Source organism: Sellimonas caecigallum, assembly GCF_019754295.1.
GTDB classification, from domain to species: domain Bacteria; phylum Bacillota; class Clostridia; order Lachnospirales; family Lachnospiraceae; genus Sellimonas; species Sellimonas caecigallum.
Genome location: NZ_VIRV01000003.1, coordinates 1 through 13,655, shown reverse-complemented (window position 1 = coordinate 13,655; position 13,655 = coordinate 1). Strand labels below are relative to the sequence as shown.

At 45.8% G+C, this 13,655-nt stretch carries 10 protein-coding genes; 8 read left to right on the top strand and 2 right to left on the bottom strand.

All coding sequences use genetic code 11. The annotated features are described in order from the left end of the window. Positions 1-62: 62 nt before the first annotated feature. The 3 genes from FLB61_RS03480 to FLB61_RS03470 are packed head-to-tail and all read left to right on the top strand — an operon-like array spanning position 63 to position 5,119. Positions 63-2,309 carry an alpha-galactosidase gene (locus FLB61_RS03480; RefSeq protein ID WP_221919417.1) on the top strand — a complete coding sequence of 749 codons (2,247 nt, stop codon included), beginning with the start codon at positions 63-65 and terminating at the stop codon, positions 2,307-2,309. Between the two features lie 13 nt (positions 2,310-2,322). Next, positions 2,323-3,831 (top strand): hypothetical protein, encoded by a 1,509-nt coding sequence (locus FLB61_RS03475; protein WP_221919416.1) that lies wholly within the window; start codon positions 2,323-2,325, stop codon positions 3,829-3,831. Positions 3,832-3,856: 25 nt separating this feature from the next. Then, positions 3,857-5,119 (top strand): aminopeptidase P N-terminal domain-containing protein, encoded by a 1,263-nt coding sequence (locus FLB61_RS03470; RefSeq protein ID WP_221919415.1) that lies wholly within the window; start codon positions 3,857-3,859, stop codon positions 5,117-5,119. A 93-nt stretch (positions 5,120-5,212) separates the two neighbouring features. Here the strand turns inward: FLB61_RS03470 and FLB61_RS03465 are convergent, their stop codons facing one another. Then, positions 5,213-6,097, bottom strand: coding sequence for an AraC family transcriptional regulator (locus tag FLB61_RS03465; RefSeq protein WP_221919414.1), 885 nt, complete (start codon positions 6,095-6,097; stop codon positions 5,213-5,215). 183 nt (positions 6,098-6,280) lie between these two features. Between FLB61_RS03465 and coaBC the strand changes: the two genes are divergently transcribed. From coaBC to FLB61_RS03440, 5 genes are all read left to right on the top strand, one after another. Beyond that, positions 6,281-7,477, top strand: a complete 1,197-nt coding sequence (coaBC, locus tag FLB61_RS03460) for a bifunctional phosphopantothenoylcysteine decarboxylase/phosphopantothenate--cysteine ligase CoaBC (protein WP_221919413.1) — start codon at positions 6,281-6,283, stop codon at positions 7,475-7,477. 57 nt (positions 7,478-7,534) lie between these two features. Then, the gene (locus FLB61_RS03455) at positions 7,535-8,221 is read left to right on the top strand and encodes an ECF transporter S component (RefSeq protein ID WP_221919412.1); all 687 of its coding nucleotides are present in this window, start codon (positions 7,535-7,537) and stop codon (positions 8,219-8,221) included. Then, positions 8,218-8,994, top strand: coding sequence for a type III pantothenate kinase (locus FLB61_RS03450; protein ID WP_221919411.1), 777 nt, complete (start codon positions 8,218-8,220; stop codon positions 8,992-8,994). The genes FLB61_RS03455 and FLB61_RS03450 overlap by 4 nt, the downstream gene beginning before the upstream one ends. Before the next feature lie 28 nt (positions 8,995-9,022). Continuing rightward, complete coding sequence (locus tag FLB61_RS03445) at positions 9,023-10,420, top strand: MATE family efflux transporter (RefSeq protein WP_246599093.1); 1,398 nt, start codon at positions 9,023-9,025, stop codon at positions 10,418-10,420. 86 nt (positions 10,421-10,506) lie between these two features. After that, positions 10,507-13,245, top strand: coding sequence for a translation factor GTPase family protein (locus FLB61_RS03440; RefSeq protein ID WP_221919410.1), 2,739 nt, complete (start codon positions 10,507-10,509; stop codon positions 13,243-13,245). A 45-nt stretch (positions 13,246-13,290) separates the two neighbouring features. On the opposite strand, the gene FLB61_RS03435 is transcribed toward FLB61_RS03440, so the two are convergent. Further along, positions 13,291-13,614: an LPS biosynthesis protein gene (locus tag FLB61_RS03435; protein WP_087203032.1), complete on the bottom strand. Its 324-nt coding sequence runs from the start codon at positions 13,612-13,614 to the stop codon at positions 13,291-13,293. Positions 13,615-13,655: the final 41 nt, after the last annotated feature.

The following is a 13,655-nucleotide window of genomic DNA, read 5'->3' as shown; positions in this document are numbered from 1 at the left end:
AAGGGAATCTTTGCCTGGCATAGATTCCCTTTATTTAAAGACAGAATGAAAAGGAGAGTAACATGGCAATCAGATTTCACGAGGCAGCAAAAGAGTTTCATCTTTATAACGAAAAGATCAGCTACATTATCAAGGTTTTGGAAAACGGTCAGTTGGGACATGTTTATTACGGAAAGCATCTTACAGACAGAGAAGATTTTGGATATCTGATTGAATATGCAAGAAGAGACATGGCCCCGTATCCGTTTGAAGGGCGCAGCGATTTTTCTCTCGAACACCTGAAACAGGAATATCCAACTTTCGGTTCAGGGGATACAAGATATCCGGCTTTTGAACTGGAAAGTGCAGACGGAAGCCGAGTTGTAGATTTTAAATATAAAACTCATGAAATTTTCGCAGGGAAAAAAGCTCTTGAAGGACTTCCGGCAGTTTACGTAGAAGATAACGAAGAAGCAGATACACTGGAGATTGTTCTGGAAGATGAAATGATCCAGACAAAGATGATTTTATCTTATACAATCTTCCGTGACAGACCAGTTATCACACGTCATGTCCGCTTCGAATGCGAATGTGAAGCAGGAATTACGCTGTTGAACTGTATGAGCGGATGTCTGGATTTACCGGACAAAGAATACGAGATGGTAGAGCTTGCAGGGGCATGGAACAGGGAACGCCACCCGCATACAAGAAAACTGACATATGGCGTGCAGAGCATATACAGCATGCGCGGATGCAGCAGCCATCAGTTCAATCCTTTCTTGATGTTAAAAAGAGCAAATGCGGATGAATGCAGCGGAGAAGTACTCGGATTCAGCCTTGTTTACAGTGGAGATTTCCTTGCCCAGGCAGAAGTTGATAACTTTGATGTGACAAGAGTAGTCATGGGAATCCATCCGAACGAGTTTAGGTGGGAACTGAAAAAAGGGGAACATTTTCAGACACCGGAAATGGTAATGGTCTACTCAGAAAACGGTATGAACGGAATGAGCCAGGTCTACCACGAATTATACAGAACAAGACTTGCCCGCGGCACATGGCGCGATAAAGTAAGACCGATCCTGATCAATAACTGGGAAGCAACTTATTTTGATTTCAACGAAGAAAAAATCCTGGATATCGCAGAAAAAGCAAAAGAGATCGGAGTGGAATTGTTCGTTCTGGATGACGGATGGTTTGGAAAACGAAATCTGGACAACTGTTCTTTAGGCGACTGGTATCCGAATATGGAGAAGCTTCCGGGAGGAATTACCGGTCTGGCAAAGAAAGTAGAAGAAATGGGACTGAAATTCGGTCTTTGGTTTGAACCGGAAATGACGAACAAAGACAGTGATCTGTTCCGTGCGCATCCGGATTGGCTTCTTGCTGATATCAGACGAAATTACTGCCACAGCAGAAATCAGTATGTGCTGGATTTCTCCAAACAGGAAGTCGTGGACTATATTTATGAACAGATGAGAAAAGTACTGACAGACGCACCGGTTTCCTATGTAAAATGGGATATGAACCGCGCATTCTCAGAAGTCTTTTCAAATGGAAACGGAAAAAGTTATCAGGGAAAAGTAAGACATAAATATATCCTGGGCGTGTACAGCTTATATGAAAGACTGATCCAGGAATTCCCGGAAATTTTATTTGAATCCTGCGCAAGCGGCGGGGCAAGGTTTGATCCGGGAATGCTGTACTACGCACCGCAGGCATGGACTTCGGACAATACAGATGCCGTGGACAGAATCAAAATTCAGTATGGTACATCTTATGTATATCCGATCAGCAGCATTGGAAGTCATGTTTCAGCATCTCCGAACCATCAGGTATTCCGCAATACTTCTCTTGAAACGAGAGCTAATGTGGCGTACTTTGGTACATTCGGATATGAGCTTGACATTACAAGGCTTCCGGAAGAAGAGCTGGAGCAGATGAAAGAACAGATCCAGTTCATGAAGGAAAACAGAGCGCTGATCCAGCAGGGTGTATTTTACCGTCTGAAGAGTCCGTTTGAAGGCAACAATTCTGCATGGCAGGTTGTCTCAGAAGACAGAAGCGAAGGACTTGTGGCATACTTCCGTACTTTGCAGCCGGCACAGGGAAAATTTGAAAGAATTTATGTGAAAGGTCTGGAAGAAAACGCAAAGTACGAAGTAAAAGAATGCTTTGGCAGCAAGGCAGATTTAGGCGTACATTACGGAGATGAACTGATGTATGCAGGACTCAATGTATCAGACTGTGCGGCAGGGATCCCGGGTGTTGCAAGAGAGCAGCAGGGAGATTATTTTTCAAGACTGTTTTATGTAAAGAAAATAGAGGAATAAAAGGGAGCATACAGTGGGTAAAGAAGAAGTAACCAACGGAAAATGCAGGCAGAATAAGAAAGTAAGATTACATTCTTCCAACGAGTATCTTGAAAAAACATTTCGCTGGGCAGTTGAAAAACAGCAGCAGTTTGTCATGACCGGTAAGCAGGGAATCACAAACAAAGACGAAGCGCATCCGGAGGGGGATCATACCGGATTGCATGACTACATTCCCTCTTACTGGTCAGGCTATTATGACAGAACCGCATTTTATTCCAGAGATTTTGTGCACCAGACAGCTGGAGCGCATATGACTGGTTTGGATGAAGAGAACTTCTCCATGTTCCGTACCTTTGCAAAAGGGGCAACAAAAGAACGGAAATGGTATACTCCATGGGCATTTAATTTTGACGGGACACCTCATACGATCGACTTTAAAAACGACGAATATTTCGTGCGGGAGGTTCCGGTCCAGTTTGAATTAGTGGAAAAGGCATACAGACAGTATCTGTGGTCGGGGGATGAGAGATATATAATGGACGATGACTTGTGGAATTTTTATACAAAAGTTATGACAGACTTTATTGCCATCCATGATTCAAACAAAAACGGTGTTGCACAAGGAACCGGAGGAGGTATTTTTGACGGGACATGCAGTTACAACGAACGAAGCGGCGAACCGCTTTTGGAGTCGGGCGACTCCATTGGTTCACAGTATCAGGCTACACTGGCGTATGCTGCGATGATGGAAAAAAGAGAAAATGCAGATGCGGCAGAAAAATGGTATGAGAAAGCAAAAGAACTGAAAGCATATTTCAATAATGTGTGGAGTGTTACAGACAATATGAAAAGCGGCTATGTCCGTGCATGGGGGATAAACGGAGAGAGATACAGTGATTTTGCGACGGAAAATACGTGGTTTATGCCGTTGAAGATGATTACGGAACCGGGAAAAAGAAATGAACAGTATATTGCATTTATTTTAGAAAATCTGGGAGACGGCATCGGAACAGCACCCTTGGCACCGGACAATCTGGAATCTTATACGTACATTCCAGACATGCTGTTTTTATATCATAAAAATGATGAGGCATGGAAATGGATGAAGTATATTACATTGCTGAAAGATCAGCCGCATGAGCGTCCAAGCCAGGGGACAAACGGAGACTATCCGGAAATTTCTTTTACATTTGTCTCCCAGGTCATAGAAGGGATGATGGGTATCGAACCGGATGCTCCGGATTATAGGATAGCGACAGCTCCAAGGCTTCCAGAAGAAATCAAAGATATAAAGGCAGAGCATATCATAGTAGGAGATACGGAATTTACAGTATCTTATAAGGGAAATATGCTTGCTTCCCTGACAAATGTATGCGGAAAATCATTTGTGTGGGAGGTCAGATTTTACGGAGAACATCCGTTTATCCAGATTGACGGAAAACAGATCGCGGCAAAACAGAAAAAAATAAATGGGGCAGCCGTGAGCTACACTTCCCTGGATATAAACCCGGGGGAAACAATAACAGCATGTGTCTGTTAAATACATTTTGAGAAAGGACAAAGTTATGCAGAGAGAATATTACAGCGGAAATCGCCGAAATGTATATGCAGAGCTGAAGAAAGGGTCTCTTGTGGTATTCTTTTCAGGAGATGATATCAGAAAGTCAGCAGATGAATGTTATGATTTTTTCGGAAATCGTAATTTTCTCTATCTGACAGGAATCGAAGAAAAAGGGCTTGTTCTTCTTGCGGGCAAGCAGGATGATGGCGAAGTGTGGGAAAAGCTTTATCTGCGCACGCCGGATCCAATGGCAGAAAGATGGAGCGGAAGCAGGATCAAAGACAAAGAAGCGTCAGATATTTCAGGAATCGAATCTTTTGGGTATGATTCCAATTTTGCGACAGATTTTCATAGCCTTGCGGTCTCCGGAAAGTATGAGTTCTTATATGCGGACTCCTTTAAGGAGAGCACATCCGATATTGATACATCTGTACATCACTTTTTAAGACATGTCCAGGCGGCTTACCCATATCTGAAGCAGGAAAATGCCAACCTGATATTAAGAAAGCTAAGAACGATTAAACAGCCATGTGAAATTGAGGCGATCCGGAAAGCGGAAGCAATCACAGGCGAAGGGATCAAGGCGATGATGAAGGCGTCAAGACCTGGAATGTACGAGCATCAGTACAAAGCGGAATTTGATTATGTACTGGGGCAGTATGGCACGGAGGGAAGCGGATTTCCGCCGATCATCTCTGCCGGACAGAACAATTTCTGCATCCATTACTATTCCTATAAAGGACAGGCAAAGGATGGAGATATGATTCTGAATGATGTAGGAGCAAGATGGAAAGGTCTCGTCAACGACGTATCCAGAGGTTGGCCTTGCAACGGAAAATTTACAGAAAAACAGAAACTTCTGTACAATTGCGCGCTTGCAACTTCAGACTATATGTTCGAGGTATTAAAGCCGGGATTTAAAATGGCAGATGTGGACGCCACAGCGAAAAAATACAATTTTGAACAGTTGAAAGAGGTCGGGGTGTGCAAAAAATTTGAAGACATCGGAACGTATATGTGGCATGGCGGCGCACATCATATTGGATATGACTGTCACGACATGATAAAGCGGCCGGAAGTGGTTGTCCCTGGTATGGTATTTTGTGTAGATATCGGTATCTATCATGAAGAATGGGGAATTGGGTTCAGGATAGAAGATAACTGTCTGATCACAGAAAATGGATGTGAAAATCTTTCCAGAAATATTCCAAGGACCATACCGGAAATAGAAGAATATATGATGAAAAATAATACTTATCTTTTTTAGAGGATAGAGCAAAAGAGCCCTGACAGGAAAACACAGTTTTTGTGTCTTTCTGTCAGGGCGCCGTTTTTTGTGCCGAATCAGGAACACAAGGTCCTATTGTTTTTCAGGAACACCTGCTTTATAATTCCGATATGCAGATGGGGAATACCCGGTCGCATTGCGGAAAACTTTTGAGAATGCAAGGGAATCTTCGTATCCTACATGGTGGGCGATGTCTTTAATGAAAATATCGGTGGAAGAAAGCATGGTTTTTGCCTTTTCGATGCGATAATTCAGAAGATATTTTTTTGGAGACATCTGAAGCTTTTTATTAAAAATGTAAAACAGATAAGAACGGGTAATTCCAATGTAATCTGCAATATCCTGTATATGTATATTTTTTCCGTAGTTAATATGGATATACTGCAGGGCATGTTCAAAATATGTCTCGGGCAGATAATCATGAGATTTCTGTATATAAGAAGAATCCGAGGCATGGTAAGAAGAAGTCAATTTGGAAAACATGGAAAACAGGAGACTTACACGCTGCAGTTCATTCGTGATGGTAAGCTGATGGGTTTTCAGCATCTGGCGAACGATAGCTGCATACTCTTCCGGATCGACTACGCAGTCACGGATATAAGGGGATGCAGAAAATCCTGCCTGCTCCATGTACTGGGATGCCTTGTTGCCCTGGAAGCTGATGAATGCATAAGTCCAGGGATCATTTCCGTCCGCATAGTAGCGCGACATTGTGTTAGGAGGAATCAGAAAAATCTGCCCTTTCTTCAGATGGTAAATATGATGGTCAATCTCAAAGAAACCATTTCCATCCAGAATAAAGTGCATATGGTACTGCGGCCGGAGCTTTGGTCCCCAGCAATAATTTGGTTTACATGCCTGGATACCGCATCGAGTCAGATACAGATCATTCGTCTGATGCTCAATGTGGTCAAGACACTGAAAACCAACATCATCATACAGGATATTTATTTCCATAACATAGCCTCCTCTGGTTTGTGTCAAAAAAGTTATTATGTATAAGAATACCAAGATTTGAAGGAAAAGTCAAAATTATATATGAGATTTTGGCTGCTTATGTATGGCTTGCTTTTTTCAGGGACAGAAATTATAATAGTAACGGATCTTTGAGATTATAAAAGCTACAGGAAGGGGGATTATATGCTGAAAGGAAAGACGGTAGTCCTTGCAGTGACGGGAAGTATCGCGGCATACAAGATCGCGTCACTTGCAAGTGCACTTAAGAAGCTTGAGGCGGATGTGCACGTACTGATGACAGAGAATGCGACGAATTTTATCAATCCGATCACATTTGAAACTCTTACCGGCAATAAATGTCTGATCGATACATTTGACCGGAATTTTCAGTACAGTGTAGAGCACGTGGCTTTGGCGAAACAGGCGGATGTCGTCATGGTCGCACCAGCCAGCGCCAACGTAATAGGAAAGATCGCAGGCGGAATCGCCGACGATATGCTCACGACAACGGTCATGGCATGCCCGTGTAAAAAGATTGTCGTCCCGGCGATGAATACCAATATGTTTGAAAATCCGATCGTGCAGGATAATCTGGAAAAGCTCAGAAGATTCGGATACGAGGTGGTAGACCCGGCCAGCGGATATCTGGCGTGCGGAGATACCGGCCAGGGAAAGATGCCGGAACCGGAATTGCTCCTCGAGTATATTCTGAGAGAGATCCAGTTTGAGAAGGATATGGCTGGGAAACGTGTGCTTGTCACGGCAGGGCCGACACAGGAAGCCATCGATCCGGTACGTTATATTACAAACCATTCCACTGGAAAGATGGGGTATGCTCTGGCGACAGTCTGCATGAGACGGGGAGCCGATGTCACGCTTGTGACCGGACCGACAGCCATACCGAAGCCGGAGTTTGTAAAAGCGATCACGGTCCACACGGCAAAGGAAATGTTTGAGGCGGTAAAAGACGAGGCGCCGCGTCAGGACATCATCATCAAGGCGGCGGCGGTGGCAGATTACCGGCCGAAATATGTAAGCCATGAGAAAGTCAAAAAGAAAGAAGGGGATTTGTCCATTCCGATGGAGCGCACCGACGATATTTTGAAATATCTGGGCGACAACAAAAGAGAAGGACAGTTTCTGTGCGGATTTTCCATGGAAACAGAAAATATGATAGAGAACTCAAGAAGGAAACTCGAAAAGAAAAATCTGGATATGATCGTGGCAAACAACCTGAAAGTAGAAGGTGCGGGGTTTGCGGGCGATACAAATGTCGTGACGATCATTACGAAGGATGAGGAAGTCTCACTCGAAAAAATGTCAAAAGAGGAGGCAGCCGTACAGATTCTTGACCGGATTTTGATGTGCGGACAGAAGTAGTACATGTCTGTGCCGATGTATTGTATCTCATAGGAGAATGATAACAAGGAGGCAAATATGAATCAAACAACATCAACAACTGCAGGCGCAGCACGAAGCAGTATGAAAAAAGTACAGGGGATGATCCAGGTGGCATTATTTGGCGCCATCATCGTCATTATGGCGTTTACCCCTTTCCTCGGATATATTCCGCTTGGATTTACGAGAGCAACTATCATCCATATTCCCGTGATACTGGGATCTCTGCTTCTGGGACCGAAAAAAGGAGCGGCACTTGGCGCTATCTTCGGTCTGACAAGCCTGATCAACAATACGATGAACCCGACGGTTACATCGTTTGTTTTTACGCCGTTTTACAGCCTGGGAGAGGTAAGCGGAGGTATCGGAAGCCTTATCATCTGTTTTGTCCCACGGATTTTGGTGGGTATCCTCCCATATTATGTGTACCGGCTGTTTGAGAAAAGCAGAAAGAAGACGGGCGTGTCGGCCGCCGGACTTATTGCGTCAGGCGTATGCGGCGCACTTGTCAACACACTGCTTGTGATGAACCTTATTTTTGTATTTTTCCGCGATGCCTATGCAGCAGCAAACAACGTGGCTGAATCCGCCGTATACAGCTTTATCCTGTCTGTCATCGGGATCAACGGTGTACCGGAAGCCATTGTGGCCGGGGTTCTTACCCTTTGCATCGGAAAAGTTCTTATGAGGAAAAATATCAGAGCCAGATTAGGAGTGTCAAAATGATTTTAGCAATCGACATAGGAAACACAAACATCGTCATCGGCTGCATGGAAGGCAGCCGGTGTGTATTTATAGAGCGCCTTTCCACCGTCCGGACAAAGACGGAACTGGAATACGCGATCGATATCAAAAACGTTCTTGATATTTACGGGATTCACAGAGAAGACCTGGAAGGAGGGATCATCGCATCCGTCGTTCCACAGATCACGAAAGCCTTTCAGCTTGCGGCCGAGAAGATCCTGAAACTGGATGTCATGATCGTAGGAGCCGGCATAAAAACCGGACTCAATATCCGGATGGACAATCCGGCATCCCTTGGAGGGGATCTTGTTGTGGACGCGGTAGCAGGAATAGCGGAATATCCGGCGCCCATGATCATCTTTGACATGGGGACGGCAACGACAGTGAGCGTCATCGACAGTGAGAAACGTTATCAGGGAGGGATGATCTACCCGGGAATTCAGGTTTCTCTGGACTCTCTTACATCAAAAGCGGCCCAGCTAAGCGGTATCAGTCTGGAAGCGCCGGAGCATCTCATCGGGAAAAATACGATTGAGTGTATGAAAAGCGGAATTATTTACAGCAGCGCTGCCGCTATCGACGGCATCATCGACCGGATGAAAGAACAGATGGGCGAAAATCTGACCGTCATCGCCACAGGCGGACTGGCGAAAAAGATTATACCGCACTGTAAGCGGGAGATCATTCTGGATGATGATCTGCTGCTGAAAGGTCTTTCCATCCTTTATGAGAAGAACAGAAAAAACAAGAGATGATCTTTCAGTCCGGACAATGTAGAGAAAGATGACAAATGAGAGGGGGAGCCGGACATTGAAAAACAATAAATACGAGATTGACATGTGCAACGGATCGATCATGGACAAACTGATTTCTTTTTCTGTCCCATTGATGATTTCCAGTATTCTGCAGCTGATGTTTAATGCGGTGGATATCATTGTTGTGGGAAGATTCAGCGGCAGCCGGGCTCTGGCGGCAGTCGGATCGACCACTGCACTGATCAATATCTTTACCAACCTTTTTATCGGAATTTCGCTTGGAGCAAATGTCCTTGCAGCACGTTATCATGCGGCGGGACGCGGAAAAGAAATGTCGGAAGCTGTACATACTGCCATCACGCTTGCCTTGATCAGCGGGATAGTGATGGCTTTTGTCGGAGTCGGCGCATCCCGGATGGCTCTCACTTTGATGGGGACACCGGGCGATGTCATAGACTTGTCGGTAGTTTATATGCGGATCTATTTTATGGGGATGCCGTTTTTTATGCTTTATAATTATGGGGCGGCAATCCTGCGGGCGGTGGGCGACACGAAGAGACCATTGCTTTATCTGATTGCCGCAGGATGTGCCAATGTGGTTCTGGATCTTCTGCTTGTCATAGTGATCCCTCTTGGCGTGGCCGGCGTGGCCATCGGAACTGTGACCTCACAGATGATCTCCTGTATTCTGGTCATTCGCTGTCTCCATAGCTCAGAAGGAGATTATCAGCTTCGTTTCTCCAAGCTTACCATCAAAAAGGAGCATTTGAAACGAATTTTTCAGGTAGGGATTCCTGCCGGAATACAGAGCACAGTCATCAATTTCTCCAATGCTCTTTTGCAGTCTTCTGTCAATTCCTTTGGAGCGACGGCAATGGCAGGATACACAGCAGCCAACAATATCATCGGATTTCTGTATGCGGCAGTCAATGCAGTCACACAGGCATGCATGAGCTTTACGAGTCAGAATTACAGTGTCAAGAAGCAAAAACGCATGGACCGGGTGCTGGCAGACTGCATGATCCTGTCGGTGGGCGTCTCTGCAGTCATGGGAGTGGGCGCTTATGTATTCGGGGCACAGATCCTGAAGATATATACGGCAGATGCGGAAGTAATCCGCTGCGGGGTGGAGGTATTGTCTATCACGACAGTACCATACTTCCTTTGCGGCATCATGGATCTGTTTCCAGGTGCCCTGCGCGGAATGGGACATTCCGCTGTACCGATGCTCTTGTCTGTGATCGGAACGGTAGGCACGAGGATCGTGTGGATCTATCTGTTTTTCCCGCACCACAGATCGTTGTTCTTTTTGTTTATTTCCTATCCGGGATCATGGATTATCACGATTCTCATGCAGGCAGTGTGCTTCTACTTTGTGAGAAAACAATGTAAAATGGAAATATTCCTGGACAGCGCGGATGCATAGGGATTGACGGAAAACTTTATCGACTTATACCCCGTTCTGTGATATGATTATGAATGTATGATCATAGAACAGAAAGGGGTATTTTCATGGAAAATACGTCTGAAAATAGAAGAGACAAATTGAAAAAAAATCCATCCAAACATATTTGCACAGGGCTTTTGGCCCATGTGGATGCCGGAAAGACGACGCTTGCAGAGAGCATCCTATATTTCGGCGGCAGGATAAGAAAACTTGGGAGAGTGGATCACAAAGATGCATTTCTGGACACGCACGAACTGGAAAAAAACCGGGGCATCACGATCTTTTCCAAGCAAGCAGAGGTGCCCATCGGGGAGAAGGCGGTTACGCTTCTTGACACACCGGGACATGTGGACTTTTCGGCGGAAATGGAACGGACGCTCCAGGTGCTTGACTACGCCATCCTTATTATCAGCGGTGCAGACGGTGTACAGGGGCATGTGGAGACGCTTTGGAAACTGCTTGACAGATATGGAATTCCAGTCTTTATTTTTGTGAATAAGATGGACCAGGAGGGCACGGATAAAGAGACGCTTTTAAAGGAGCTGAAAGAACGGCTGGATGAGCGGTGTATTGATTTCAGAAAGGAACAAAAAAGAGAAGAATTTCTGGAAAACATCGCGGTCTGTGATGACAGCCTGCTGGAAGCTTACCTGGAGACAGGGGAAATTGAGGAAGAGGCAGTAAGGACATTGATTCGGGAGCGCAGACTTTTTCCATGTTGTTTCGGGTCGGCACTCCGGACAGAGGGGGTCGAAGACTTTTTGGAAATATTTTCCAAGTACACCTCATATCCGGAATATCCGGATACGTTCGGAGCGAAAGTGTACAAGATAGCAAGGGATCCGCAGGGTACGAGACTGACATACATGAAAGTAACAGGCGGTTCCCTGAAAGTAAAGACACTGCTTTCCAACCAAAGGGAAGGAGCGAAAGAGCAGGAATGCTGGGAGGAAAAAGTGCACCAGATCCGCATATATTCGGGAGCTGGGTTCGAGCCGGCGGAGGAAGTGCAGGCCGGGGCGATATGCGCGGTCACAGGCCTTACTCATACTTTTGCCGGGGAAGGTCTTGGATTTGAGCCCGAGGCCCAGGCCCCGGTCCTGGAACCAGTATTGAGCTATCAGATTCAGCTTCCTGAAGGGACAGACGTACATCGCATGTTTGGGAAACTAAAGGAGCTGGAAGAAGAAATACCGGAACTCCATATTGTGTGGAGGGAACATGCAAACGAGATCCATGCCCAGGTCATGGGGGAAGTTCAGATTGAAATCCTCAAAAGCCTGATCAGCGAACGCTTCCATACAGAAGTAGAATTCGGAACCGGAAGCATCCTGTACAAGGAAACGATTACGGATACGGTGGAAGGAGTCGGGCATTTCGAACCGCTCAGACATTACGCGGAAGTCCATCTTTTGCTGGAGCCGGGAGAGCCAGGAAGCGGCCTTGTGCTGGAGACATCATGCAGCGAGGATGTCCTGGACAAAAACTGGCAGCGTCTGATCCTTACGCATCTGGCGGAAAAGAAACACCCGGGAGTTCTTACAGGATCCGAGATCACGGACATGAAACTGATCCTGGCAGCAGGAAAGGCACATCAGAAACATACAGAAGGCGGAGATTTCCGGCAGGCTACATACAGGGCTGTCCGGCATGGACTCAAAAAAGCAAAAAGCATCCTTCTGGAACCGGTGTATGAATTTACGCTGGAAGTTCCTTCTGAGATGGTCGGACGGGCCATGGCGGACATCCAGCGCATGAGCGGAAGTTTCGAGACGCCGGAGAATGAAGGGGATATGGCTGTCTTGATAGGAAGTGCCCCGGTATCTGAAATGCAGGGCTATCAGATGGAGGTCATGGCCTACACAAAAGGAAGAGGCCGATTCTCCTGTATGCTTGGCGGGTATGAGCCTTGTCACAATGCAGAGGAAGTCATTGCGGCTATCGCTTATGATTCGGAGGCGGATACGGAAAATCCGACCGGATCTGTTTTTTGTGCCCACGGAGCCGGATTCTATGTAGAGTGGGATAAGGTAGAAGAATACATGCACCTGGAAAGCTGTCTGAAAGAAGCGGTACAGACAGAGAGTGTTTCTGAGAAAGAGCCAAGGACCTACAGTCTTGGAGCTGGATACGGATGGGGAGACGACAAAGAGCTGGAGGAAATATTTACCCGTACTTACGGTCCGGGAAAGGAACGAAAATACGGATTTCAAAAGAAGACGATCTCTGCTTCCAGGGCGGAACAGAGCTATATCCCGAAGAAACGCAAAGACGAAAAAGAGTATCTGCTTGTGGATGGATACAATATTATTTTTGCATGGGATGAGTTGAAAGAACTGTCCAAGATCAATATCGAGGCGGCGAGAAACAAACTCATGGACATTCTGAGCAACTATCAGGGCTACAAGAAAAACACCTTGATCCTTGTGTTCGATGCATACAAAGTGCCGGGAAATATAGGGGAAGTGCAGAAATATCACAATATCTATGTAGTGTACACGAAAGAAGCAGAGACGGCAGATCAGTATATTGAAAAAACTGTCCATGAGATCGGACGCAAATACCATGTGACAGTGGCAACTTCCGATGGACTGGAACAGATCATCATTATGGGGCAGGGCGCGCAGAGATTGTCCGCCATGGGACTTCTGGAGGAAATCGAAGCGGCGAACACGGAAATCCGGGAAATCTACCTGAAACGAACCGGAGGAAAGACCGGAAATTATCTGTTTGATCATCTGCCGGAAGAGATGACAGAGAAGATGGAAGAAATACGGATTGGAAAGAAAAAGACAGAGATATAATAAAAGGGCAGGCCTGTCACGGCCTGCTCCTTTTCGATTGCCATTCTATTTGCGCAGAATTTCATGAGGCGGTTCAATCTCATTTGCAATCGTATGTTCTGTAAGCTCGGATAAAATCCGGATCTTCTTGTTGAGAAGAGGGCGCATACAGTTTGGAACATGCTCCTGGTGTGCACGGTGGATGGCTACACATTCCTTACAGTTGCCGTGGTAGCGGCATGCCTTCAGACACGGACAGTGATCTTTGTTCTTGTACTCCTGACGGAACTCGCTGGCAAACTCTTCCTGGAGACGAAGTCCTTCGGCACGGTTCCCCTTGTGAAATTCTTCCATTGCTGCTTTTTCTTTTGGATTTCCTTCGATTATCATTCCCAGACCTCCTGAATATAAAGGCTATTTCAAAGACAGAT

Coding starts and splice junctions, on each gene's coding strand:
- coaBC (WP_221919413.1), top strand. CDS start 6,281: ATGCTGAAAGGAAAGACGGTAGTCCTTGCAGTGACGGGAAGTATCGCG.
- FLB61_RS03445 (WP_246599093.1), top strand. CDS start 9,023: ATGACAAATGAGAGGGGGAGCCGGACATTGAAAAACAATAAATACGAG.
- FLB61_RS03480 (WP_221919417.1), top strand. CDS start 63: ATGGCAATCAGATTTCACGAGGCAGCAAAAGAGTTTCATCTTTATAAC.
- FLB61_RS03450 (WP_221919411.1), top strand. CDS start 8,218: ATGATTTTAGCAATCGACATAGGAAACACAAACATCGTCATCGGCTGC.
- FLB61_RS03455 (WP_221919412.1), top strand. CDS start 7,535: ATGAATCAAACAACATCAACAACTGCAGGCGCAGCACGAAGCAGTATG.
- FLB61_RS03435 (WP_087203032.1), bottom strand. CDS start 13,614: ATGATAATCGAAGGAAATCCAAAAGAAAAAGCAGCAATGGAAGAATTT.
- FLB61_RS03465 (WP_221919414.1), bottom strand. CDS start 6,097: ATGGAAATAAATATCCTGTATGATGATGTTGGTTTTCAGTGTCTTGAC.
- FLB61_RS03440 (WP_221919410.1), top strand. CDS start 10,507: ATGGAAAATACGTCTGAAAATAGAAGAGACAAATTGAAAAAAAATCCA.
- FLB61_RS03470 (WP_221919415.1), top strand. CDS start 3,857: ATGCAGAGAGAATATTACAGCGGAAATCGCCGAAATGTATATGCAGAG.